We start from the raw sequence: 26,452 nt of genomic DNA, 5'->3' as shown, positions 1-26,452 counted from the left end.
CCTAAATTGGCACTCATGTACTATTTGTCTAACGCTTTTACATCAAGTCCTGCATTAAGCATAGCTATCAATGCTTCAACATGAATCAATGCACACATTTTTTCTTTTACCATACCAGCTAACCACGGGCGTTTACCCGCCGTTTCTCGCCAGCGAACCATGCTTGGGTCGAGAGCTTCGGTGCCCTTTAACTCTGTAGAGGCAAGGCCCCACATACTCGCACCTAGCATCACAATGTATTGATAAGCCTCTTTGTGAGAATCATCTTTAAGTTTTTCTGGCATGACCCATTTAGCGGTGTCTACAACGTCAAGTTGCGCTTCTCGACTGGTTTGTAACCCTAAATACCAAACAGGTCGACCAATCAGATGATTAAGCTCAGCAATCCGATGAATTCCCCCTAACTCATCGAGCGGAACCGCAAATGTCACACCATTGACATCAAAGTAGAGGACTTGAAAATCGGTACTTCTCGCCGTGGATTGCCAGTTATCCAGCCCATTGCCACCAGTCTCGGTTTCTAGCTGAACGCTAACTTCTGGTTCAACTTCGCCAATCTGATCGACCTCAGCGACGTCATCAGCAATTTCAATCTCGACTGCTGGTTCTGCTAGCGCTTCTTGAGATACGCTCTCGACGACTATTTCAGGATCTGAGATATCCCATTCTTGAATCTCGTCTTCAACAACAACTTGAGCTTGAGCGATCTCTACGGTGTTTTGCTCTAAGACCTCTTCTAAATCAAGCTCTGCAACAGGGTTGGTCGTTTCCAACTGCTTTAGCAGCCTTTCGACATCATCAAGATTTGGGACTTCTATCTCTTCCGATGGCAACTGGAAATAGCTTTTTTCATCGACAGACTGCAGCATCGGCTGCAAAGAGTAATCTTCAAGTTCCTCTGGCTCTGGCTCTGGCTCTGGCTCTGGCTCTGGCTCTGGCTCTGGCTCTGGCTCTGGCTCTGGCTCTGGCTCTGCAGAGAGACTACCCTCTGACTGCTCTTTGGCAACCAGTATTTCTTCCTCTTCTACACTTTCTTCAAGTAGCGCAGTGAAATAATCGTCTAGCGCTTGCTCACTGGAAAGCAACGACTGGCTACTCATCGATAGACAGCCTCTCTAAATAAATCAACAACTGCTTGTAAGCGAATACACCTCTACTACCCGATGCAAAGTGAGACACAGGTAAGTGCTTTAAGCTTGCATCGCGGAACTTAGTGTCGATCGGTACCGCAGAAGACCAAACTTGGCTTGGGTAATCTTTTTTGAGTTGTTGAAGCGTTTGTAGCGATGCGCGCGTTCGCTTGTCGTACATGGTTGGTACGATCGTAACTTTGAACTCTTGACCTCTCGATTTCTGCATAATCGCGAGCGTACGAACCATACGCTCTAAGCCTTTCATCGCTAAAAACTCGGTTTGTACAGGGATAAGAATACGATCGCTCGCGGCAAGCGCGTTGACCATCATGACACCCAAAATCGGTGGACAATCGATGAGCACGTAGTCGTAGCGCTGACGTAACGCATTCAATGCTCGCTTCAAAATCAAACCCATGCCACTGCGATTACCCATCACACGATCTAAGGTTGCTAACGACATGTGAGCGGGTATCAAATCGATACCCTCAATATCTGACTTCATGACTAACGGCATCACTGTATGCTCGTTAAACTCTTTAAGCTGAAACAGATCAAAGAGGCTTGCTGGCACACCGTCAGAGTCATAACCAAGATAAGTCGTCAATGAAGCGTGAGGATCCGTGTCTACAAGTAGAACGCGTTTCCCTTGCTTACTTAGCAAACCAGCCAACGTAATGGTGGTTGTAGTTTTACCTACACCGCCTTTCTGGTTTGCTATGCTCCATACAATCATGCGTAACCTCTATGCTAGACCAACTTCAACTAACATGCGCTCTGCAATACGGTCGAGCGGTAGGTCTTCTGTTGAAATGCCAGCTTTAGCCACCGCTTGGGGCATGCCATAGACCACGCAACTTTCTTCATCTTGCGCCCAGATTGTCGCACCAGTGCCCTTGAGCATGCGCGCGCCTTCTCGGCCATCTGCACCCATCCCCGTCAGAACCATTGAAAGCACTTGATCTGCATAGATTTTCGCCGCACTTCCAAAGGTTACATCAACACAAGGTTTGTAGTTCATACGCTCACCGCCATCGATAATGCGAAGCTTCGCATTTCCTGGGCGACCGTCGATCATCATCTGTTTACCGCCTGGCGCCAAATAAGCGACACCGGGTCTGAGAACATCACCATCTTCCGCTTCCTTAACCTGAATTTTGCATAATGAATTCAAGCGACTAGCGAAAGCAGCAGTGAATGTCGCCGGCATATGTTGGATCAACACAATCGGATGCGGGTAATTGGCCGGTAATTTTGTCAATATTTTTTGCAATGCAACCGGACCGCCTGTTGACGTACCAATCGCGGTTAACTGATATTTTTTACCCGTTGCTTTAAAACGCGCCGCAGGTTTTGCTTTTACCTGAGGAGCCGCTTTCGTTTGTAACGGTGTACGACTCGGAGCGGTTGGAGTGGTTGACGTTCTTGGCTTGGTTACCGGAGCAATCGTTGGGCGACGCATGAACGTACGCTTCGACGCGATTTGAATAACACGTTGCTGAAGCAAAGAAACAGCCTCATCTCGATTGCGAGCTATGTCTTCAAACTTCTTCGGTAAAAAGTCCAAAGCACCAGCGTCTAGAGCGTCTAGTGTCGCTTTTGCTCCATCATGCGTGAGTGATGAGAACATCAAAATTGGGATAGGACATTTTGCCATGATTTCACGGACGGCGGTTATACCGTCCATGACTGGCATCTCAATATCCATGGTAATAACGTCAGGCTTTATTTTGAGCGCTTTCTCTACCGCTTCTTTACCATTGGTTGCTACATCAATGACTTCCAGCCTCGCTTCAGAGTTGATAATTTCACTCACTCTGCGGCGGAAAAAACTCGAATCGTCAACAACTAATACTTTGATCGCCATATATTTCCTTTTATATCTCGCGACTTAGATTCGAGAAGCAGCGGCATACTGCTTAAGCAAGTCAGGCACATCGAGGATCAACGCGATATGACCATCACTGGTGATTGTTGCACCCGCCATACCTGGAGTACCTTGTAGGAGGTTATCTAGAGGTTTAATAACAACCTCTTCCTGACCGATTAAGGTATCCACAACAAAACCAACGCGCTGGCTACCAAGCTGAACAATCACAACGTGGCCGTGACCTTTGCGTAACTCGACGCGACCAGTCTGCGGAGCTAACCAGTTTTGCAAGTAGAACAATGGAATTGACTTGTCACGAACAATGATTGTCAATTGACCATCAACCACGTTAGTTCTGCTTAAATCCAAGTGGAATATTTCGTTCACACTTGCTAGCGGAAGCGCAAATGGGTGACCAGCAACACCGACCATCAGCGTTGGCAAAATAGCCAATGTTAACGGTACTTTAATGGTGATCTTCGTTCCTTTACCCATTTCAGAATCGATATCGATAGAACCGTTCAACGTATTGATGGCCGTCTTCACTACGTCCATACCCACGCCTCGACCAGAAATATCTGAGATTTGCTCTTTACTTGAGAAACCAGGCATGAAGATAAGGTTGAAACACTCTTTGTTAGTCAAGCGAGATGCCGCGTCTTCGTCCATGATGCCACGTTTAACCGCGATACCACGGAGTTTATCAGGGTCCATACCGCCACCATCATCGACGATGGCAAGCTCAATATGGTCACCTTCTTGGGCTGCAGACAGAATCACTTTACCCGTTCTAGGCTTGCCGGCAGCAACACGGTCATCAGGCATCTCGATACCATGGTCGACTGAATTTCGAACCAAGTGGATCAGTGGATCCGCGAGCGCTTCTACCAAGTTTTTATCTAAGTCTGTATCTTCACCACGCATTTCAAGCGTGATGTCTTTATTTAAACTACGCGCCAAATCACGTACAACGCGAGGGAAGCGACCAAACACTTTCTTGATTGGCTGCATACGCGTCTTCATCACCGCGCCTTGAAGGTCTGCTGTAACCACATCAAGGTTAGCAACCGCTTTCGACATCTCTTCGTCGTTGCTATTTAAGCCAAGACTCAGCAGTCGATTTCGAACCAGAACGAGTTCACCCACCATATTCATGATGATGTCTAACGTCGAGGTATCAACACGAACCGTCGCCTCTGCTTGAGGCTTCTTAGCTTGAGTGGCGACTTCTTTCTTCGCTGCTGGTTTCACTTCAGCCTTTGCTGCTGGTTGCGCCGCAGGTTTTGGCGCAGGTGCAGGAGCGGCAGGTTGTGCAGGAGCAGGAGTCGGCGCAGCTTGAGCATTAACTGCTGCTGGTTTGGTCGCCGCTTCCAGTTCTTCAATAGACGGGCCTTTACCCGAACCATGCAGTTCATCGAGCAGCTTTTCAAACTCCTCGTCAGTCATCAAATCACTGTCGCCAGCCATCGCCGCAGAAGGTGCTGATGGAGAAGTTGGAGGTGGTGGTGGCGGAGCAGCCGCAGCCGCTGGTTCGTTCTCGCCTGGCGCTTTACCAACACCATGCAGTTCATCCAGTAACTTCTCAAACTCATCATCGGTAATATCACCGCTCATATCAGCCGCAGGCTGCGAAGCGGGTGGCGTAGGCGCAGCAGGTGCTTCTACTGTGCCTGGCGCACTGCCTTTACCGTGCAATTCGTCTAACAGTTTTTCGAATTCATCTTGCGTAATTTCGTCAATAGACCCTGCCGAAACATCCGCACTTGGCGCTGGTTCAGGCGCAGCAACCGGCTCTGGCTGAACAGGCTCTGGAGCTACTACAGGCGCCGGCTCTTGAGCTACGGGAGCTTCGTCTTGTGATTCAGGGTTACTTAGACGATGAAGTTCATCTAGCAAAGATTGGTCAGCGAGTGGCAAAGGCTCGCGATCTTGAACGGCTTGGAACTGTTCATTGACAGTATCTAACGCCTTAAGCATCGTATCCATCAAGCTTGCACTAACAGAACGCTGTCCATTACGCAAGATATCGAACACGTTTTCTGCACCGTGACAGGTGTCAACCAGTTCAGTCAATGACAGGAAGCCCGCACCACCTTTAACGGTGTGGAAACCACGGAATATCGCGTTCAGTAGATCTTTGTCGTCAGGGTTATTTTCTAGTTCTACCAACTGCTCGGAGAGTAGTTCTAGAATCTCCCCTGCTTCCACCAAAAAATCCTGAAGAATATCTTCGTCTAAATCGTAGCTCATATGTTACCTCTAAAACCCAAGACTCGAGAGCAAATCGTCTACTTCGTCTTGTGATGAAACGGCATCATCCCTTTCATGAGGGTTAAGAATCGGACCTTCCGGCGCCGTAGATGCATCTTTCTTGTTATCTGAGTTGTCATCCAGTTGGGTGGTGCTAAACGCCGTTAGGATTTCAACCAACCGGCCTTCAACTTCATTAACTAGCGTAATAACGCGAGAAATGATTTGGCCGGTTAAATCTTGGAAGTCCTGAGCCATTAGAATTTCCGTCAGCTGACCTCGAAGTTCTGAACTGTCCCCTTCGACTTGACTCAGTAAGTCGTCAATTCGATGGCACAGCGCTTTGAATTCGGCGAGATCAATTCTGCCATGCATCAGCTCATTCCATTGTGGTCGCACTTTCAGTAGGCCTTCATGCAAATTGTCTGCAATCGGCATACAGCGGTCGACAGCGTCCATGGTTTTATTTGCCGCAACCTCTGTTTTGTCAATGACGTATTGAAGGCGATCCCTTGCGTCCGGGATTTCGTCATTGGCAATTTCACTCATGCGTTCATCAATTGTGAATTGCTTGATTGACTCATGCAGATCACGAGTTAACTCCCCTATTTCTTGAAGCATAGGGTTGGTCGACGTCTCGTAAACCTCTCGAAAAAGAGTATCTGCTTCTTGCTGCTGGTCATTTTCCAACAGCTCGACGAGTTGCTTTGCCTGTTCTAATGAAATCATTCTTTTGACCTTTAGCTTCGCTAAGTCTTACCTTGACTATAGACGCTCAAAAATCTTATCTAGTTTTTCTTTAAGCGTAGCGGCAGTAAAAGGCTTAACGATATAACCGTTTACACCTGCTTGTGCAGCTTCAATGATCTGCTCGCGTTTTGCTTCAGCGGTAATCATCAATACAGGTAGGTGCTTCAGCTCATCGTCTGCACGAATATGCTTCAGAAGGTCGATACCTTGCATACCAGGCATGTTCCAGTCTGTTACGACAAACTCGAAGTCGCCTTTCTTCAACATCGGTAACGCCGTTAAGCCGTCATCAGCTTCTTGGGTATTATTGAAACCCAAGTCGCGAAGTAGGTTCTTAACGATACGGCGCATTGTTGAAAAATCATCAACAATAAGGATCTTCATGTTTTTATTCAAAATTGCCTCCACTGAGTTCGATATCAGTGTTTTACTCATTATTTGTCCATGCACTTAATTTAGTGCGTAGACGCTGCATTGATTGACTTAGTATTTGGCTAACGCGTGATTCGCTAACCCCAATAACGTCGCCGATTTCTTTTAAGTTTAACTCTTCATCATAATAAAGCGAAAGTACTAGTGCCTCTCGTTCTGGTAAAGATTTGATCGAATCGATTAACGCTTTGCGAAAATATTCGTCTGCAACCCCTTGAAAAGGCGTATTTGCCTCTTCGTCACCATCAGGGGTGATGACATCTTCCGAGACTCCTAGGTCTTCAATCCCAACCAATCTCGAACAATTTATGTCCGTTAACGCGGTATGGTATTGAGTTAAACTCAACCCTAAGTGCTGTGCGACTTCGGCATCTGTTGGGTCTCGATTGAGTTCCCCTTCAAGTACCGAGATTGCTTGGCTAATCTCGCGGCTGTGTTTATGTACAGAACGTGGCACCCAGTCTCCACGTCTTATGTCATCTAGCATAGCACCGCGGATACGAATACCCGCATAAGTTTCAAAACTGGCGCCTTTTGTACCATCGTAGTTTTTCTGGGCCTCAAGCAAACCAATCATGCCTGCTTGAATAAGGTCTTCGACCTGAACACTAGGAGGTAACCGCCCGAGTAGATGGTGGGCAATACGCTTCACTAGCACCGAATACTTTTCTAAAAAAGCTCGCTGACTGTTTTGGTTTGCATATTGGTCATAGGTCAGGGCCTTATTCACCAAATGGTTCCTCTAGCATTTCTGTTCTATTTAGTAATCGTTCGACAAAAAACTCCAAGTGTCCACTCGGGGTTTTCGGAATTGGCCAAGTTAACGCTTTATTCGCCAGTGAACCAATAGCCAAAGCCGCAGGTGAACGCGGAAAAGCATCAACAACAATCTTTTGTTTCTTAACCGCTTGTCGCACTTTATCATCTAATGGAATACATGCTACGAGCTCAAGGCTAACATTCAAGAATCGCTCTGTGACCAAGGTCAACTTTGCGAACAATTCTCGCCCTTCTCGATAACTTCTGACCATATTTGCAACGATTTTAAAACGCTGAACATGATGCTCTTTGCTCAATAGTTTAATTAAAGCATATGCATCGGTGATCGACGTAGGTTCATCGCACACAACAACAACAACATCTTGGGCAGCACGCGAAAAGCTGACTACCATATCAGAGATACCAGCCGCCGTATCAATTAATAATACATCCATTTCGTCTTCAAGGCTGCCAAAGGCACGAATCAAACCGATATGCTGCGCATGAGACAACTCTGTCATCGACTGTGTACCGGATGTCGCGGGAATAATTTTAATTCCGTGCGGACCTTCAACGATGGCATCTTTTAGGTCGCATTCGCCAGCCAGTACATGCCCTAAGTTTCGCTTCGGTCGAATCCCTAGCATGACATCGACGTTAGCCAGGCCCAAGTCGGCATCAAGAACCATGACTTTTTTGCCCTGACGCGCCATGCAAATGGCCATTCCCAACGTTACATTAGATTTACCAACGCCACCTTTACCGCCTGTGACTGATATGACCTTTGTTAACGAAGGTTGTGTTAAGCGGCGTAATCCGCTTGCTTGGTCTTGTATCATAGTATTTGTCATAATCGTCCGCCGCTAGAACCTTTCCGCTTCACTATTCCAGTAGTGAGGCTCGTCGTCTGCCGACTTCTCTAATAATTCGTTTGCCTTAGCTACCATGTATTTTGGCTGTGCAATCACTATGTCTTCAGGGACACGCTGTCCATTCGCGATGTAGGCGACAGGTAGGGCATTTTGCACTACCACACTTACAAATTCGCCAAGGCTTAGAGATTCATCAAGCTTAGTCATAATGCACCCCGATAACGGTATGCGCTTAAAATGATCAATCGTTTCCTGTAGGACTTTTCTCTGCGCCGTTGCAGGCAATACCAGATAACTATGGATCATTTCACCGCTTTCGTGCATTAAGGTGTCGAGCTGCTCAGACAGCCTGACATCACGCTGTCCCATACCCGCAGTATCGACAAGAATCAGGCGGCGATTCCTTAACTGATATATTACATCGGCTAACTCTTTGGAATCTTTAGCGACTTTTACAGCACATCCCATAATTCGACCATATATGGCCAACTGCTCATGGGCACCAATTCTGTATGTGTCCGTGGTGACCAAAGCAACGTTGTCTGCTCCCCACTCCATTGCCGCTCGCGCAGCAAGTTTTGCAACAGTGGTGGTTTTTCCCACCCCCGTTGGGCCAAGCAGTGCAACAACACCACCTCGCTTCAAGATATCTTGCTTAGAAATTGGGATCTGGTCCGAAACAAGACCTAGCAGCGCCTTCCAAGCTTTGGTTGGTGGCGTGTCTTCAGGGATGTAACAAGCAAGTTGGTCAGCAAGATCTGACGAGACACCCATTCGCTCAAGACGCTTAATCAACATCGCTCTGAGCGGTTCTCTTCGCTCCACTTCTTGCCACATTAAGCCAGACACTTGGTGTTCAAGAAGACGACGAATGGACATCATCTCTTCTTTCATCTCTTCGAGATCTTCGTTGGATACGGCTTGCTCGTTCGGCTTGCCACGCTCATAGCGGCTAGGGTCTAGCTTGGCTTGTGGTCTTTCTATCCGGCGATCTTCCGCGATAAGACGGGCTAATGGAGAATCTTCTTTGAGCTGCACGCGTTCGTTGCTGTTTGAACGAGAAGCCGCTTGCCTTTGGAGCAAGGCAGAAAGCGAGTCGGTCTCTCTTTCATCGGTTTCATCTTCATGCTCTGGCTTACCGCCGCTGTATTGCTTGAGCATATTGGCGAAACGTTGCGTCATCGAGCGTCCAGAATCCGAGTGTGCTTGCAAGGTAACACGATCATCTTCAAGTTGACGTTTTGACGGCGTCGGTATCGTAGCAGGCGCTTGGCGAGGAGCATGTCTTGGACTGGAACCATAGCTGTTGTTTGCCGGACGATTTGTCGACCCATCGCTGTCTACAGCGGCAACAATCTCCACACCACCTGCGACTTTTTTATTAGACATGATCACCGCATCATCACCGAGCTCCCCTTTCACTTGGAGCAGTGCTGTACGCATGTCTTTGGCAAAAAATCGTTTAATCTTCAATTTGGGTACCGTTTATTCTCGCATCTAGAGCTAGTTACCAACCGCCTGAACAATGCGAATTTGTTTCTCGTCTGGGATTTCCTGATATGAGAGTACTCTCAAAGACGGAATCGTGTTCTTAACAAACTTCGCCAAGGTTGAGCGCAAAACTCCGGAGGTTAGTAACACCGCAGGTTCGCCTTTGAGCTCTTGTTCTTGAGTGGCTTGACTCAATGATGATTGTAGTCGCTCAGCTAAACCAGGCTCGATCCCAGCAGATTCACCACCAGAAGCCTGCATGGTCTGATGCAAAATTTGTTCCAACTCCGGAATTAGAGTAATTACTGGCAACTCTGGCTCTATACCATTGATTTCTTGAACAATTAGGCGTTTAAGGGAAATACGAACCGCAGCGGTGAGAATGTCAGGTTCTTGACTTTTGCTCGAGTATTCTGACAAGGTTTGAACGATAGTACGAATATCACGAATTGGCACGCCTTCGTTAAGCAAGTTTTGTAGCACTTTAACCACAACGCCCAACTGGAGTTGGTCGGGTACAAAGCTTTCCACCAGTTTAGGTGTACTGCGGCCCAGCATCTCAAGTAGGTTCTGCACTTCTTCATGGCCAATTAACTGCGATGCATTGTTGGTCAGCAGTTGGCTCAGGTGCGTCGCAAGGACCGTCGAAGAATCGACAACCGTGTACCCTAACGCTTGAGCGTGTTCGCGCTGCTCTTCTCGAATCCAGATCGCCTCTAGGCCGAAGGCAGGGTCAATCGTGGGCTCGCCGTCAATCATTCCATACACTTGTCCTGGGTTAATCGCGAGCTCCATATCAGGGCGAATCTCGGCTTCTCCAACAGCGACGCCCATCAAAGTGATGCGATAGCTGTTTGGCGTCAGTTCTAGATTGTCACGGATATGTACCGCAGGAATGAGGAATCCGAAATCTTGGGAAAGTTTCTTACGTACACCTTTCACGCGCTCTAACAGCTCCCCGCCTTGGTCTTTATCAACTAAAGGAATTAATCGATAACCGACTTCTAGTCCGACAATATCGACAGGCTGAACATCATCCCAAGAGAGCTCTTTTGGCGTGGGCGCTTCTGCTTCTGTCGTCGCGGGCAAGTTGGGTTTTTCTGCCGCTTTTTTATGTTTGCGATTGATCCAATAAGCGGCGCCACCAGCCAAAGCAGCCAGCAGTAAGAATGCAAAGTGGGGCATGCCTGGAACAATACCCATTACGCCCAAGATTATCGCCGTGATTGTCAGGGCTTTAGGGTTGTCAAACATTTGAAAGACAACCTGTTGACCCATATCTTCATCGGTATTTTGGCGTGTAACCATAATGGCTGCGCCAATCGAAAGTAGTAACGATGGGATTTGCGCAACTAGGCCATCACCGATCGTCAGTAGAGTATAGATTTGAATCGCTTCAGCAAACCCTAAACCGTATTGCGCCATACCGATTGAGAGACCACCGATAATATTGATAAACAGAATCAAAATACCGGCAATGGCATCACCTTTAACAAACTTTGATGCACCGTCCATCGAACCATAGAAATCCGCCTCTTTCGTCACTTCTTGGCGACGGGTTCTGGCTTGGTCTTGATCGATTAACCCCGCATTCAAGTCGGCATCGATGGCCATTTGTTTACCGGGTAATGCATCCAACGTAAAACGAGCGCTTACTTCAGATATACGCCCAGCACCCTTGGTTACAACCATGAAGTTGATGATCATCAAGATAAGGAACACGACCAAACCAACTGCGTAGTTACCGCCAATAACCACGCTACCAAAGGCTTCAATCACACTACCTGCCGCACCAGAACCCTCATGACCATAGAGCAATACCACTCGAGTTGATGCGACGTTTAGCGCTAAGCGCAACAAGGTCGCAATCAGAAGTACTGTTGGAAATGCCGCAAAATCAAGGGGTCTGCGAGTGTAAACCGTGACCAGCAAGACAACCATTGCAAGCGCAATATTGAAGGTAAAGAATAAATCGAGCAAAAATGCAGGAATAGGTAATACAACCATCCCCAACGTGGCCAAAACCATGACGGGGGCGCCAATCGCAGGCATCGCTCTTTGTGGGATAGAGGGTAATTTATCCGCAAATGGTAAAGAAAACTTCATAGATAGGCGTTAAATTTTCTATGGAATGAGAAACTTATTGGAATATGCAAGTTTCAGTCCATTTATCATGTCAAATAAATGACTGACAATGATGGATAAACACCCCACCATAATACGGAGAAACAAAGGTAACTTCCGATTTGATAAATACGCATTGTCGTTGGCACAATGCGCAGTGATTTAGGGTGTTTACAAGAAGGTCACGGTTGAATATTAAAAGCGACGTCACCGCGCTGCTTTTCAAGTGAATAGTCGATACAAATGAGCCCTGAAGTTGGGAACATTGGTGGCACCATCCCGGGAACAAACTCCGCTGTCAAATAGCCTACTAACGGCAGATGAGAAACCAGCAAAACCGAATCCAGCTTTTCCAAATCGGCTACGGCTTGTAGGTAATCCGCAACCTCTTCAGCTTGGCCGTAAGGCGTAATATCTTCATTCGTTTCGATGCTTTTAGCACTTAAATAGGTCGAAATCTCTTGCCATGTTTGCTGGGCACGAATGTATGGGCTAACGATTACCTTATCAAACTGCTGGAATCCTTGCTGAGCACAAGCCTTCGCAACCGCAACTGAAGCGCTTCGGCCTCGGTCGGTTAACTCACGCTCTGCGTCACTGGGCGCGTAATGCTCCGCTTCTCCGTGACGCATGATAAAAATTTTCATGGCTTCATCCTAAACTATTCTCTGAATTATTATTGGTGATCAGAATTTATATTATTTGAATTGTCGCCCACACAATGCGCGTTGGGAGCTTCAAATCGATCACTCTCGTCAATAATTATATCAAGTACTGTGGCAAAGACTCAGACTTCGTTAACACTCTTTGCGACAAATCCCACAGCCTGCGAAACCCTATTTTGCTCAGATTTCTCAAACAGATAGTTTGCACTGATGGATATCCGAGTCATAATTATTAGGGCCTATTGACATTATCAATACTGAACTGGCTTACACATAATTACCTCATCGGAGACAATCACGTGCACATCAGCCCCAATGATAGCAATACATACCGTTACCTCACTTTACCTAATGGTATCAGAGTGTTGCTGACGCATGACGCCAATGCGCAAAAGAGTGCCGCGGCGTTGGCCGTCAACGTGGGCCACTTCGATGATCCTCAAGACCGAGAAGGGTTAGCCCACTATTTGGAACACATGCTATTTTTGGGGACCGAAAAGTACCCGAAAGTGGGCGAATTTCAAAGTTATATCAATCAACATGGTGGCAGCAACAATGCGTGGACTGGGACCGAACATACTTGTTTCTTTTTCGATGTATCCCCCAACGCTTTCCCATCAGCCTTAGATCGCTTTAGTCAATTCTTTACCGCTCCACTATTCAATCCGGAAGCATTGGATAAAGAACGCCAAGCGGTTGACTCTGAATACAAGTTGAAACTCAATGATGACTCGCGTCGCTTATATCAAGTCAATAAAGAAGTGATCAACCAAGCGCATCCGTTCAGTAAGTTTTCAGTCGGTAATCTGGAAACGCTGGGCGATCGGGACGGAAAATCCATTCGAGATGAGATAATCGACTTCCACTATTCGCATTACTCTGCGGATCTGATGACATTGGCCATCATTGGTCCACAAGAGCTTGATGAGCTTCAAACCTTGTGCGAAGAAATGTTTAACGACATTCCCAATCACCAACTTGCGGGCAAAAAAATCGATGCTGAATACTCGGACGCTGATTCAACCGCGATTTCGGTGCATGTAGAGCCGATAAAAGATCTGCGCAAGCTGATTCTCGCCTTCCCAATGCCTGGTATGGATAAGTACTACCAAACCAAGCCACTCTCTTACTTCGCGCATCTGCTGGGCGATGAAGGACCTGGAAGCCTGATGGTCGCACTCAAAGAACAAGGCTGGATTACATCCCTCTCCGCAGGTGGAGGCGCAAGCGGCAGTAACTATCGGGATTTCACCATTAGTTGCTCACTGACGCAGGAAGGGATGTCGCATACAGACGATATCATTCAGTCGGTATTCAGCTACATAACCCTTATCAAGACACAAGGTATGGATGAATGGCGATACCTTGAGAAAAAAGCCGTCCTTGAGTCTGCATTTCGCTTTCAAGAGCCCACAAGACCACTTGATCTGGTCAGCCACCTTGTTATTAATATGCAGCACTATCAGGCCGAAGATGTGGTTTACGGCGACTACATGATGCAAGGCTATAACGAGCAACTTCTCACTTCTCTGACAGATTATTTCTCAGTCGACAATCTTCGTGTCACACTGATTGCTCAGGGACTAGATTACGATAAAGAAGCGAAGTGGTACTTCACACCCTACGCGGTTCACCCGATTAGTGACCAGCTGCGATCACATTATCAACAGCCATCACCGCTCAAATTTTCTCTGCCTGATAAAAACCCTTTCATTTGCTACGATCTCGACCCTCAACCCATCGAGGGCAATGACACTGTGCCTCAAGTGATTGAAGAGTTACCCGGCTTTAAACTTTGGCATTTGCAAGACACCGAATACCGAGTACCGAAAGGCGTCTTGTACGTTGCTATCGACAGCCCCCAAGCAGTTTCAACCCCGACAAATATCGTAAAAACAAGACTTTGCGTTGAGATGTTTTTAGACAGCTTGGCAAAAGAGACATACCAAGCAGAAATCGCGGGCATGGGTTACAACATGTACGCCCATCAAGGTGGCGTTACCCTAACCGTGTCGGGCTTCACTCAGAAGCAGCCGGAGTTGATGCAACTCATTTTGCAGCGATTCGCTAAACGGGACTTTAGTCAGCAACGCTTTGACACGATAAAAACGCAAATGCTAAGAAATTGGCGCAATGCTTCGCAAGATCGTCCAATTTCGCAGCTCTTTAATGCTCTAACCGGAATTTTACAACCGAACAATCCCCCCTACTCGGTGCTAGTCGACGCGTTAGAGTCCATAAGCGTTGAAGAGTTATCCAGTTTTGTTGAAGACATTCTCTCTGAATTGCATGTTGAGATGTTTGTCTATGGTGACTGGACGAAAAAAGAAGCGCTCAGCCTTGGGAATACGCTAAAAGACGCACTAAGAGTCAAGAATCAACAGTACGAAGAATCGTTACGACCGCTTGTCATGTTGGGTAAAAACGGGTCGTTTCAGCGGGAAGTGTTTTGTGACCAAGAAGACTCAGCCGTGGTACTTTACTATCAATGTGAAGATAAGAGCCCCCGCAGTATTGCGCTGTATTCACTGGCTAACCACTTAATGTCGGCGACGTTTTTCCATGAGATTCGAACAAAGCAGCAGCTTGGCTACATGGTAGGAACAGGAAACCTACCACTAAACAAACATCCAGGTATTGTGCTCTATGTTCAATCACCCAATGCCGCTCCAAGCGACCTAATCCAGTCCATTGATGAGTTTTTAAACGCCTTTTATATGGTCCTGCTAGAGCTGAATGAATACCAGTGGCACAGCAGTAAACGAGGGCTATGGAACCAAATCGCGGCACCCGATACGACATTGAGGTCTCGGGCACAGCGGTTGTGGGTTGCGATTGGTAACAAAGATCTCGACTTCAACCAAAAAGAAAAAGTGCTAGAAGAACTTAAGACTCTGGATCGCTCCGACATGATTCGTTTTGTCGTCAACGAGCTCAAACCTCGTACCGCCAATCGACTCATCATGCACACACAAGGCAATGCGCACCACGAGTCAGAGAAGCTCGAGCTTGGATCTGAGATCGGTTCAATTGAAGAATTTCAGTTAAGGCCAAAAGACATCGAACTCGGTTAACTCGCGTCGTCATTAACTCGCTTGTTCTGATTCAACAATCTTCTTTAACGAATGTGGGTGTAGCTTGATGCACACCCCATTTCGTTTAAATGCCACCGTCGGATTGTTCAAACGTTCCCCTTCTCCTTTTGGGCTCGATAGTTTGATTTTCACGCCTTGATCCGACAAGACATCATACTTCTCAGCGAAACGAGGAAATTGGCGTTTGAGATCTGCCAAATATTCTTCCGCCGTTTTAGCGTGAGATGGTACAACAAACTCTACATGCTCCCAGCTTTGTTCGGGGTAGAACTTACCCTCTGCGGGATAGGGTAGCTCCAAACACTCGATTTGCCACTCTAATGCGTTAAGTGGCTGATTGAATTCAAGAACGATGATCGGTCGACCATTGATCATCGCGTTTGAAATTTCTTTCCCCGCTTTTAGCCATTCTTGATGGGCTAAATGTGCCAATTCTGCTTCGTTGATGCGCAGTGCAATATGATCTGCTTGAAAATCCGACAAATTAATATGCAAGATTTCGCCTAACTGTTGGATTTTATGCATAAAATCGTTCAGTTTTTGCTTCATCTGTTGGGGCATTAATTCAGCATCAATCAGTCTTTGAGACATTTAATTTCACCTAAAACATTAATTTTTCTTCAATACTAACAAGATCATCAGGAAAAGTAGAAAATTTCCCAGTTCACTCCCTATAAGGAATCCAATAAAGTTGCTATTATGTGCTCCAAATTATGAAATAGATCGAGATATACATTCATTCCATTTCGGTGGATATTATTCAGGCAACGACTGCAAGCCTAGCAATAGCGAATGTATACCCAACCAATTCCCTAGAATTGAAGGAAGCGCGTGTGAATATCCAAGCACTTATTAATGACAAAGTTTCTCAGGCTCTAGAAGCCGCTGGCGCACCTGCAGGCAGCCCTGCCGCAGTCCGCCAATCTGCAAAACCACAGTTTGGTGATTACCAAGCGAATGGCGTAATGGGCGTAGCGAAAAAGCTAGGCACAAACCCACGCGAATTTGCACAGAAAGTATTGGATGTTCTGGACCTAGACGGTATCGCAAGCAAGACTGAGATAGCAGGTCCTGGTTTCATTAACATCTTCCTAAGCGAAGAGTTTCTAGCGAAGCAAGCCGAGTCTGCATTGGCAGATGCTCGCCTAGGTGTCGCGAAAGAAGAACAGCAAACGATCGTTGCTGACTACTCTGCGCCAAACGTTGCTAAAGAAATGCACGTCGGTCACCTACGTTCAACCATCATCGGTGACGCAGTTGTTCGTACTTTAGAGTTCTTAGGTCACAAAGTGATCCGTGCTAACCACATCGGTGACTGGGGTACTCAGTTTGGCATGCTTATCGCTAACCTAGAACGCGTTCAAAAAGAGTCTGGCGAAGTTTCAATGGAACTGTCTGACCTTGAAGCCTTCTACCGAGAATCGAAAAAGCTCTACGACGAAGACGAAGAGTTCGCGCTTCGCGCACGTAACTACGTAGTGAAACTACAAAGCGGCGACGAATACTGCGCTGAGATGTGGAAGAAACTGGTTGACGTTACTATGGTTCAAAACCAACGTAACTACGACCGCCTAAACGTATCTCTAACTCGTGACGATGTTATGGGCGAAAGCATGTACAACGACATGCTACCTGGCATTGTTGCCGATCTGAAAGAGCGTGGTATTGCTCAAGAAGATGATGGCGCTCAAGTTGTTTTCCTAGAAGAGTACAAGAACAAAGATGGCGAAGCGATGGGTGTTATCATCCAAAAACGTGATGGTGGCTTCCTATATACCACGACGGATATTGCTTGTGCTAAGTACCGTTACGAAACACTAGGCGCAAACCGCGTACTTTACTTCATCGACTCACGTCAACATCAGCACCTAATGCAAGCTTGGACTATCGTTCGTAAAGCGGGTTATGTGCCAGAAGAGGTATCACTAGAGCACCACGCGTTCGGCATGATGCTAGGTAAAGATGGTCGTCCTTTTAAGACTCGTGCAGGTGGTACGGTTCGTCTTGCTGATCTACTCGATGAAGCAGAAGAGCGCGCAATCAAGCTGATCGAATCTAAGAACGCAGATCTTGATTCAGAAGAAAAAGTTAAGATCGCTAACACTGTTGCTATGGCAGCGGTTAAGTATGCTGACCTGTCTAAGCACCGTACAACAGACTACGTGTTTGACTGGGACAACATGCTAGCGTTTGAAGGCAACACGGCGCCTTACATGCAGTACGCTTACACTCGTGTCTCTTCTATCTTCGCTAAAGCAGGTATCTCTATGGATAATCTAGCAGGCGAAATCAAAGTGACTGAAGAGAAAGAAAAAGCGCTTATCGCTAAACTGCTACAGTTTGAAGAAGCGGTACAATCTGTTGCTCGTGAAGGTCAACCACACATCATGTGTAGCTACCTATTCGAACTAGCTGGTCAGTTCTCTAGCTTCTACGAAGCGTGCCCAATCCTTAACACTGAAGACGAGTCAGTGAAGCAGAGCCGCTTGAAGCTTGCAGCTCTGACTGCGAAGACAATCAAGCAAGGTCTATCTCTGCTAGGTATCGAAACGCTAGAGCGCATGTAATTAAGCATCTCGCATTTAGATAATCAGAAAGGTTGGCGTGAAAGCGTCAACCTTTTGTTTTATCTGGCGTATACTGACGTCATTCAATTCAAAATGGAAAACGATAATGAGTTTTGAACTGCACCCTCAATTGGCAAAAGATACCACCATCATTGGTCACTTCCCGCTGTGTGTTGCACTGCTGCATAAAGACAATGCCGTGCCTTGGGTCATCTTAGTGCCTAAGCGTGCCAATCTAAAAGAGCTGCATCACTTACCGATGCAAGAGCAACAGCAATTTTTGCATGAATCTCAAGCGGTAAGCCAAGCGCTAGAAGCGACCTTCCAGCCAAAGAAACTCAACCTCGGCGCGCTTGGTAACATGGTTCCTCAACTCCACATCCATCACATCGCCCGATTTGAAGACGATATTGCATGGCCAGGGCCGGTATGGGGAAATACCAAGGGAGAGTTTAGGACTGAGCAAGAGCAGTCTGAGATCCAAACAAGAATCGGCAACGTCCTTTCATTAAGTAAGCTGTTCACTCGCGCATAAAAAAGGCCGTTCTGTTACTAGAACGGCCCATTTAATTGGCTTGACTACATTGTCACTGTCACGGCTAAAGCATTACGTGCAACCATAGAATATCGCACACGAGTGATATGATTCGCCGCATTGGTATCAACCAAGCGTGATATCACCCCTTTCCTGATCCAAACGGAGAGCATGGCATCCACCCCATCTTCGCTAAGCGCAAACTGCTTCGCCAATTCACGCTGAGAAGCAGTGCCGTTGCGCTCGATGTAGTACTTTAACTCAGACAATATCACGCGACTTGCACCTCAAGCTCTGGCTGCGCCTTCTGACCAGCTCTTTTCAATAGCTTGAAAACGATCAAACTTGTCAACATCACACCACCAATCCAAGCTGCGCTGGTTACTGGATGATCAGCAAAGTGAGTCACTTGGTAATATAGGGCGGCACTTCCATAAGCCAGTCCCATCGTCCAAACCGCAATAAATCTCGCGTATTTGCTGCCAAATTCACGCACATAAGCCCCCATTGCCGCGACACAAGGAGTGTAGAGCAAGATAAACAGTAAATAGGCAAATGCAGCGTGACCAGAAGCAAAGTGAGACTTTAGATTACCAAAGATAGACGCATCAACTTCCTGCTCTTGCGCAACAGCTTGGCTGTCTGTCAAATCTCCCACTTCAATACCGAGCGGGTCTGAGTAACTTAAGCCTGAAAGGTTATCAGGAATTGACATCACGGCCTCTTCAAGACTTGCGAATAAATCATACTCACCCGCTTCATCTTCCGCTGGCGCGTAGAGACTATTGAGTGTCCCGACAACCGCTTCTTTAGCAAAAATACCTGTAATAATACCCACCGTTGCAGGCCAGTTGTCGTTCTCGATACCGATAGGGGCAAAGACTGGTGTGACGACTTGGGATACTTTGGAGAGCACCGAGTTATCGCTATCTTCGTTGCCAAACGTTCCATCTGCACCAACAGAGTTGAGGAAGCTAAGGATGGTCACTACCACCACTATGGTTTTTCCCGCACCCAATACAAAGCGCTTCAGTTTTTGCCAAGTCTTAATCACCACATTACGCATGGTCGGCAATTCATAGTCTGGCATTTCCATAACCAAACTATCGCTAGAACCGGGATAGATGGTGTGCTTGAGCACGAATCCCGTCAACACAGCGGCAAAAATACCGATTAAATACAAGGCGAAAACCACATTTTGGCCACTTTCTGGAAAGAAGGCCGCTGCAAACAATGCATAGACAGGCAGTCGCGCACCACATGACATAAATGGCGCCATAGAGGCAGCTAACTTACGTTCACGCTCTTGATCCAATGTACGCGTCGCCATTATTGATGGCACATTACAACCAAACCCAAGAACAAGCGGAACAAATGCTTTTCCCGGCAAGCCGATCTTTTGCATCACTTTGTCTAATACAAACGCAGCACGAGACATGTAACCTGAGCTTTCAAGCACAGCAAGGAACAAGTACAAACAAGCGATAACGGGAATAAAGGTGGCTACCGTTTGAATACCCCCACCTAAACCATCAGCGATTAAAGTCACCAACCAAACAGGGAGATGGCTATCTAACAAATAATGCCCCCCATCAACCAGCAAGGCTCCCACGCCAATATCGAAGAAATCAATAAAAGCGCCACCAATGTTGATAGAGAACATGAACATTAAATACATCACCACAAAGAAAAACGGCACGCCAATCCATTTGTTCAAGATGATGCTATCGACTTTTTCGGTAAAACTGTGGCTAAGCTTTCCCTCACTACGACGCACTTTTTTACATTGGTCATGCAAAAAGGTGTACTTCGTATCTGCAACCAACAAATCAATGTCGATGCTCACTTGAGATTGCGTACTAATCACACGCTCTCTATCTTGCTGTGACAATGCGTTAAGCACTAGGCGATCATTTTCTAGAGCGCGAATAGCCATCGCTCGCGCCGCGACATCTCTATTCTCAGCGAATACTGGCTCCAGCTCTTTAATGGCGCTTTCAAACTCAAAACCATAGTCCAAACGCAACTCATCCAACGCAACCCCTTGCACAATAGCTTTGTGAAGTCGATCTTTTAGAGTAAGCACTTGGCTTCGACTGTTGGCTGAGATAGCAAAGACTGGGCAACCCAACATGTTTTCTAGCGCTTTGATGTCGATCGTTTGTCGCTCGCGCTTCAGTGCATCCATCTTGTTCAACACAACAATCATAGGACGACCCAATTCACGCAGCTGAAGAGTCATATAGAGACTGCGTTCAAGGCAGGTGGCATCAACGACATTAATGATCAGATCCGCTGGATGAGTTAACACCGCTCTAGAGGCGATAGACTCATCGATACTGTTACTGTCATTGCCGCTATCAAGCGCATAGATACCGGGTAGGTCTGTCAAAGAGAATTGATCCCCAGAGTGGAAGAACTTACCGGTTTTCTTTTCGACCGTTACGCCCGCCCAGTTGCCAACCTGCTGCTTGGCCCCTGTTAGCCCATTAAAGAGTGTTGTTTTACCACTGTTCGGGTTACCTACGGTGAGAATTTGATAGTCCACTAGTTCACCTCCACGCTAATTGCACTGGCAATATTTTCGCGAACAGCAAGTGATACACCGCGAACTTCAACTTGAAGTGGATCGCCCATTGGCGCTCGACGAATCAAAGTCACCGATGTTTGAGGCAGCAGCCCCATCACCATAAGTTTTTTTCTCACATCAATAGAGAGCTCATTGAATCCAGTAATAATGGCTTTTTGCCCTTGTTGTAGTTCTGATAATGTCATAAACAGGCCAGCTATATACAAATGAAAAGTATTTTTATTAACGCTTCCAATAGTACTTCCTTCAAATGTAACAATTCTTGTCTGAAATCAATCTTTGCACTTTTGGAAATGTCATTTTCGTTAAAAGAAGCGCCGTCAAAAACGTTAAAAACTAGAAATGAAAAAGGAAGCAGAATTACCAAGAACAAAAAAAACCAGACAGAATTGACTTTTAATTATTTAAATTCAATAACTTAAACAACTTGTCGCTTTTCTTATGTAATACTGGCGTTAATTTTATAAGTAAAAAAAGGCCATGGATTTATAGTTAATCACGTCGAGAGGGAGACCTTAAGACAAGAATTCCAGAGGTGGCGCATCCAGCGTCACTCCGGCAGCAAGCGAAGGTGTCATTGGCACCCGTGGTATAGTCCCCCCGGCTATACCACGATATTTTTTTTCATCTCCATTGTTACACTTCAAACCTCATTCCATTGACTAGCTTAAACCACACAGTTTCCGTCTAAGATAACTGTTGTACGTATAATCATACTTGCGCAATAAGACTGCTACGATGCGGTGCTATGGCTTAAGTAGGTTGTAGATTGCGGGATTGGAGCTTACGATGAAAAAGGAAACGAAGTCCTTCTCTAACCAAGACAAAGTGGTCTTTACGACTCTTGCTGCTCGACAAACTGCGTAGGTGGGACGCCAAAGCGATGTTTGAAACGTTGACTAAAATAGGAAGGGTCGTTGAATCCGCACTCAAAAGCAACGTCAGACACTTTCTCGCCAGCCAATAAACGGCGACAAGCTTGATCCAAACGCACCTCCGTTAAATATTCGGTGAAGGTTTTTTCAATCGCAGCTTTGACTCGTCTCTGTAAACTACGTTCTGACACATACAACATCTTCGCAGCAACAGACGTACTGAACTCTGGGTCAGAGTAGCTCTCTTGCACTAATGCTTTTACTTTTATGAGCCACGGGTCTTCAGCTGGCGCTTCAAGGCGGTCTTCCTCAGTAGGTAGCTCGATCACTGACTCTTCATCAAACGATTCACTGCCCTGCCAAGTGATTTCCATTAGATTACGCTCAACCGAACTGTGAGTGCTAATAGAGCCACCACTTTGATCAACCAAGGAATGAAGGGTTTGTAGGGTTGAAGAGTGGCTGTAGTTCTCCAGTGACTCACCTTGCTCGACAACCGACAGCGTCACCCACTGATCTTCTTGACGTATCGAGATGATCACGACTTGGTTTCGGTAACAACGCTTGGTAATACTATCCAGTAACGTATTGAGCAACTCGTCGAGATTAAACGTCGCCAAAGTGATGTAATGATCCGAGTCATCATTGCGCTGAAATTCAACCTGAATCCCCGATTTAACCAATTCTTCTTCCCAACCATTCAGTACCGAGTGCAGAATCAAGTTGAGATTGTAAACCGGAACCGCTTGACCATTGGTTGTTCTAACATGGAGTAGGAGATCCAACTCTTTGACCAGATAATTAAGCATATGTTGATGACCACCACTCTGCTCTGAAGGGTGCTCTACAGACGAACTGATCAGACGTTGTTTCATCGCCTCAATAGACTGCGTTGTGATTAAGCGTCGAATTTGCAGCTGCTTTCTTAATTGCTGGTTATTGCTCAACAAAATACGACTTTGGTGACGCAGTTGGTTGGTTTTCAGGGCTACCTGAGCTTTAAGCTGTCTGTTGGCTTTGGTCATGATTCGTGAACGCCAATAAACGACCGTGGCCAAAACAAACAGCGTTATAAGTGCATAGGCTAGAAGAGCATAAGTCGTTAAGAACCACGGTTTGGTAACATAAAACAGAAACTCGTTGCTTTGACCACGCTGGTTCGTGTTGATCACCGCTCTAACCTCAAGCCTGTAGTGGCCGGGCATCATATGGTCAATATTCAGCGTCGCGCCATCTAGCAGCTGCCATTGTTCCTCATTAAGACGGTACTCTACAGAGACTTTATTCACTTGAGGTAGCACACCAAATTGGAACGATACCGATTCACCGTAGCCAACTTCCAATAATTGCTCTGACGTTTCACCGAGCGAATGAAGGGTTTGATTGACTTTTACTTGGCTAATAATGACTTTAATATCAGGCAAACGGCTCACAACCAGTTCGTGAGTATTCACTTTGATCAAACTCGATTTAGCGCCCAGTAGCAGAGTACGTTCACTGTCAGTGCTGTAACTACACAGGCGTGGAGAAAACTCATTGCTTATCAAACCAAAGGGCTCTCCGTAGTGGCGTATCAGGTCGCCTTGCTCAGAATATCGTGTAAATCCAGCCGATGAAGTCAGCCAAATGCCATCTTGGTTTTTGAGTAAGCACTTGGGCGTAATGTGCCCATCAAGTAAAGGAATCGGGTCAACATGTCCGTTGTAGAGACCAAAACGATAAAGGCCGTAGCGGCTGGCAACCCAAACTTGCTCATCCGTAACCTGAACAAGGTTAATGACTAATCCAAACGGAACACTCTCACCTACGAAGTTCACTTGCCCGTCGCGCATTACATACACGCCGTGCTCTGTACCCAGAACCAGATGACCTTGAGACGTAACCATCATTTGCGTGAGCTGAGCAGGCAAGTATCTTTTTATCATCCACTCAGAGCCATATTGCGTCAGCGTATTGGTCGTCATCTCATAACTCCACAGCTGCTGATCGCTTGCTCCCCACAACAACCCCTTTCCATCCAATTCGAGCAGTTTGGTTGGGAAAGACTTCAGATAAATAGGTAGATTGTCATCTTTAATAACCTGCCCAGTCATCGAGTCGACGCACACTATCCCGTTGTTTGTCGCAAGCCACAAGACACCATTGTGTTCAACCAAATCGTGCACTTTCCCTCGGTAAAAAAGCTCACGTCTGCTGACTTTATTCAAGCTCACTCGATACACGCCATTATCACTGATCATCCAATAACCGTCTTTGGTCTTCATACGAGTCAGATAATGAGGCTCATCCATGGATAAATTCGTCGAGAGTAGACGAACGGGGAATCGTTCGAACTTGTGCGAAAAAAGCGAGAAGTAACGTACCCCTCGATCGGTCGCAATCCAAATACCGCCAGACTGATCGTTTAGCAGCGCATATATTTTGCCTTGGCTAACAACATTATCATTGAAGCCAGAGGACGTCAGACGCTTACTTTCGCCCGTCAAAAAGGAATAGACAACGAGACCTTTCTCAGTCCCGATCCAGTATTCTTGACTCGTTTCAGCGATACTTAGCACATGTGAGCCGGGTATCTTTTGTATGGGTTTGTTGGGGTTTTGGATATCAAAGATCAACGCGCCCTTAAGTGAGCCGATCACCAATTCTCGACGCTTGTCAGAAAAGTAGATCTTTTCAACGTGATTTTTCCCTGAACTCGCTACATGTTCAAAGTTCTCATTCTGAGAAAGGTAAACCCCTGCGTTCGTACCCAACACCCATTTTGACAGAATGAATTTTGCATCGTTTATCTCAATCGATGCGGATTGGCTGTACTGATAAAGGGACAGCAGCGAATAGGTGTTGAAGTTGCCGCTATCAACGTCATAGGTGTAAAAACTGGTATCGTCAGAGAGCCAAATATAGCGCTTGGATGCCCCTATTCTCTTGATTTCGACGCCAGGTTGGAGACTGAAAATGAGCTCTCGCTCTTTATTTGGTTCAGTACGATAAATCTCATTGCGGAAAAATGACCAAAAAGCATTGTCTAAAAAGGCAACGCGATCAACCTCATGCTCCAACGCAGAGCCAGATTGAGGCATGATATTTTGACCATCAAAGAACAGTATTTGATTGCGGACATCTTGGAACCAAACGCCACCACCATCGGCTAAAAACAGATCCTTAGCGGCAAATACTTTTCCTTGGGCTTGTGTGGGTAACGGGTAAAAAACGGTTGGCGTTGACTCGACTGCACTGACGATAGGCGCCAACCAAATTAGAACCGTAACCCATAAGGCTCTTATCACCTAAACTTTCCCTAACAGCAATAGAATTAAAACAGAATAGTGTTCGTTCACTAGTGGTAACGCCGAACAACTGAATATTTATTTTGTGAAGATAATTATCTAAGAATAGGGAGAATAAACAAGTTAGTCTGCGACATTCTGCTGACTTTTAAAGCGAAATTCACATCTAAATGGCTTACTGAAGAAAAATGTTGAAAAAGGGAGCCACGCTCCCTTCCCTATTACACACCACCTAGACAGTTGAAAAAGCTGTCGGCTAAGTTCTGCCTAAACTGAAAATAAGACCCTGGCTGTACGACCACACTGGTACCCAAAGGGTCAAGGACGCCAACACGAGCATCGCTTCCTCGAGTAACAGAGTCAATAACAGCTGGCGTAAACTGTGGTTCTGAGAACACGCAAACTGCCTGCTTCGAAGACAGGGCTTTACGAATTTTAATTAATGTTTTTGCCCCCGGTTTTCTGTCAGGGCTTACCGTGAAGTGACCTAAGTGGTTCAGTTCAAAATCACTCTCAAAGTATCCGTACGCATCATGAAAAACGTAATAACCTTTCTCTTTCACGGGAGTAAGCTGAGACATCAATGCCACTTGTTGCTTCTCTAGCTTAAGTAAGAACGCGGCCAAGTTATCTTGATATCGCTGAGCATTTTTCTCATCTAAACGACTCAACTTGGCAACGATCGCTTTTGCTACCTGCTTAGTGGTTTTATAACCCAACCAAAAATGTGGATCATGACTGCCATGATCATGACCGTGATGGTCATGATGATCGCCGTCGTACTCTCGTAGCTCCAATCCATCAACGTCACTCAAAGTGAGTACGCTATCGCGATTTTCAAGAATTTTAGCAAGGAAAGGTTCGAGGTCATTGCCAAACCAAACAATCATATCGGCACTTTGAATACGCTTTACGTCAGATGGTCTCAACGCGTAATCATGTGGGGAAGCATTCGCAGGGATCAAAACATCAACTTGGGACACTTCTTGCGTCAACTCGGTAGCTATCATTTGAATGGGTTTGATACTGGTTAACACGGTCGCAGCATTTGCACTAAATGCCGCCAATAAAACACTGACAAAAGAAAAAATACGCTTCATAAAGGGAACAGTCGTCTAGTCTAACAAGGGATTAAATGTTACATTATAACATTAAGT

General features: G+C 46.2%; 20 protein-coding genes. 3 read left to right on the top strand and 17 right to left on the bottom strand.

Features of this window, described 5'->3' with window-relative positions; genetic code table 11:
• Window positions 1–20 precede the first annotated feature (20 nt).
• The 11 genes from U9J37_RS01855 to sixA all read right to left on the bottom strand — a co-directional run bounded on the left by U9J37_RS01855 (window position 21) and on the right by sixA (window position 12,328).
• The gene (locus U9J37_RS01855; RefSeq protein WP_322413861.1) at window positions 21–1,100 is read right to left on the bottom strand and encodes a chemotaxis protein CheW; all 1,080 of its coding nucleotides are present in this window, start codon (window positions 1,098–1,100) and stop codon (window positions 21–23) included.
• Window positions 1,093–1,869: a ParA family protein gene (locus U9J37_RS01850; RefSeq protein ID WP_005471673.1), complete on the bottom strand. Its 777-nt coding sequence runs from the start codon at window positions 1,867–1,869 to the stop codon at window positions 1,093–1,095. The genes U9J37_RS01855 and U9J37_RS01850 overlap by 8 nt, the downstream gene beginning before the upstream one ends.
• Window positions 1,870–1,878: 9 nt before the next feature.
• Window positions 1,879–3,000 carry a protein-glutamate methylesterase/protein-glutamine glutaminase gene (locus tag U9J37_RS01845; RefSeq protein WP_005471743.1) on the bottom strand — a complete coding sequence of 374 codons (1,122 nt, stop codon included), beginning with the start codon at window positions 2,998–3,000 and terminating at the stop codon, window positions 1,879–1,881.
• 24 nt (window positions 3,001–3,024) lie between these two features.
• Window positions 3,025–5,253, bottom strand: a complete 2,229-nt coding sequence (locus U9J37_RS01840) for a chemotaxis protein CheA (protein WP_005471714.1) — start codon at window positions 5,251–5,253, stop codon at window positions 3,025–3,027.
• 9 nt (window positions 5,254–5,262) lie between these two features.
• Complete coding sequence (locus U9J37_RS01835) at window positions 5,263–5,982, bottom strand: protein phosphatase CheZ (protein ID WP_005471768.1); 720 nt, start codon at window positions 5,980–5,982, stop codon at window positions 5,263–5,265.
• Window positions 5,983–6,018: 36 nt separating this feature from the next.
• On the bottom strand, window positions 6,019–6,387 hold the full coding sequence (gene cheY, locus U9J37_RS01830) for a chemotaxis response regulator CheY (protein ID WP_009600177.1): 369 nt from the start codon (window positions 6,385–6,387) through the stop codon (window positions 6,019–6,021).
• Between the two features lie 43 nt (window positions 6,388–6,430).
• Complete coding sequence (locus U9J37_RS01825; protein ID WP_038141019.1) at window positions 6,431–7,165, bottom strand: RNA polymerase sigma factor FliA; 735 nt, start codon at window positions 7,163–7,165, stop codon at window positions 6,431–6,433.
• Window positions 7,158–8,045 carry a MinD/ParA family protein gene (locus tag U9J37_RS01820; RefSeq protein WP_038141016.1) on the bottom strand — a complete coding sequence of 296 codons (888 nt, stop codon included), beginning with the start codon at window positions 8,043–8,045 and terminating at the stop codon, window positions 7,158–7,160. Before U9J37_RS01820 ends, U9J37_RS01825 begins: the two co-directional genes overlap by 8 nt.
• A 12-nt stretch (window positions 8,046–8,057) precedes the next feature.
• Window positions 8,058–9,539, bottom strand: a complete 1,482-nt coding sequence (flhF, locus tag U9J37_RS01815; protein WP_005471869.1) for a flagellar biosynthesis GTPase FlhF — start codon at window positions 9,537–9,539, stop codon at window positions 8,058–8,060.
• A 30-nt stretch (window positions 9,540–9,569) separates the two neighbouring features.
• Window positions 9,570–11,663 carry a flagellar biosynthesis protein FlhA gene (gene flhA / locus U9J37_RS01810; RefSeq protein ID WP_005471685.1) on the bottom strand — a complete coding sequence of 698 codons (2,094 nt, stop codon included), beginning with the start codon at window positions 11,661–11,663 and terminating at the stop codon, window positions 9,570–9,572.
• A gap of 200 nt (window positions 11,664–11,863) precedes the next feature.
• A complete protein-coding gene (gene sixA / locus U9J37_RS01805; protein WP_005471726.1) occupies window positions 11,864–12,328 on the bottom strand; it encodes a phosphohistidine phosphatase SixA in 465 nt (154 codons plus the stop codon).
• A gap of 317 nt (window positions 12,329–12,645) precedes the next feature.
• On the opposite strand from sixA, the gene U9J37_RS01800 reads away from it, so the two are divergent.
• Complete coding sequence (locus U9J37_RS01800; protein WP_043886847.1) at window positions 12,646–15,420, top strand: insulinase family protein; 2,775 nt, start codon at window positions 12,646–12,648, stop codon at window positions 15,418–15,420.
• A 12-nt stretch (window positions 15,421–15,432) separates the two neighbouring features.
• On the opposite strand, the gene U9J37_RS01795 is transcribed toward U9J37_RS01800, so the two are convergent.
• Window positions 15,433–16,032: a VOC family protein gene (locus U9J37_RS01795; protein ID WP_005471833.1), complete on the bottom strand. Its 600-nt coding sequence runs from the start codon at window positions 16,030–16,032 to the stop codon at window positions 15,433–15,435.
• Between the two features lie 242 nt (window positions 16,033–16,274).
• Between U9J37_RS01795 and argS the strand changes: the two genes are divergently transcribed.
• Both argS and U9J37_RS01785 read left to right on the top strand, forming a co-directional pair.
• Window positions 16,275–18,008, top strand: a complete 1,734-nt coding sequence (gene argS / locus U9J37_RS01790; protein ID WP_043886848.1) for an arginine--tRNA ligase — start codon at window positions 16,275–16,277, stop codon at window positions 18,006–18,008.
• Between the two features lie 106 nt (window positions 18,009–18,114).
• Window positions 18,115–18,543: an HIT family protein gene (locus U9J37_RS01785; RefSeq protein ID WP_005471626.1), complete on the top strand. Its 429-nt coding sequence runs from the start codon at window positions 18,115–18,117 to the stop codon at window positions 18,541–18,543.
• A 44-nt stretch (window positions 18,544–18,587) separates the two neighbouring features.
• Here U9J37_RS01785 and U9J37_RS01780 read toward each other — a convergent pair whose 3' ends face one another.
• The 5 genes from U9J37_RS01780 to znuA all read right to left on the bottom strand — a co-directional run bounded on the left by U9J37_RS01780 (window position 18,588) and on the right by znuA (window position 26,395).
• Entirely contained in the window at window positions 18,588–18,818 is a 231-nt protein-coding gene (locus tag U9J37_RS01780) for a FeoC-like transcriptional regulator (RefSeq protein ID WP_038191740.1), read from the bottom strand.
• A complete protein-coding gene (gene feoB, locus U9J37_RS01775) occupies window positions 18,815–21,091 on the bottom strand; it encodes a Fe(2+) transporter permease subunit FeoB (protein WP_005471739.1) in 2,277 nt (758 codons plus the stop codon). Before feoB ends, U9J37_RS01780 begins: the two co-directional genes overlap by 4 nt.
• Complete coding sequence (locus U9J37_RS01770) at window positions 21,091–21,318, bottom strand: FeoA family protein (RefSeq protein ID WP_005471674.1); 228 nt, start codon at window positions 21,316–21,318, stop codon at window positions 21,091–21,093. The genes feoB and U9J37_RS01770 overlap by 1 nt, the downstream gene beginning before the upstream one ends.
• Before the next feature lie 650 nt (window positions 21,319–21,968).
• Complete coding sequence (locus tag U9J37_RS01765) at window positions 21,969–25,295, bottom strand: helix-turn-helix domain-containing protein (RefSeq protein WP_043886849.1); 3,327 nt, start codon at window positions 25,293–25,295, stop codon at window positions 21,969–21,971.
• Between the two features lie 221 nt (window positions 25,296–25,516).
• Window positions 25,517–26,395: a zinc ABC transporter substrate-binding protein ZnuA gene (gene znuA, locus U9J37_RS01760; RefSeq protein WP_005471876.1), complete on the bottom strand. Its 879-nt coding sequence runs from the start codon at window positions 26,393–26,395 to the stop codon at window positions 25,517–25,519.
• Window positions 26,396–26,452 lie beyond the last annotated feature (57 nt).

The organism is Vibrio sp. 16, assembly GCF_963681195.1.
Classification (GTDB): domain Bacteria; phylum Pseudomonadota; class Gammaproteobacteria; order Enterobacterales; family Vibrionaceae; genus Vibrio; species Vibrio sinaloensis_D.
The sequence above is the reverse complement of the archived record's forward strand: the minus strand, read 5'-3'. Positions and strand labels throughout refer to the sequence as shown.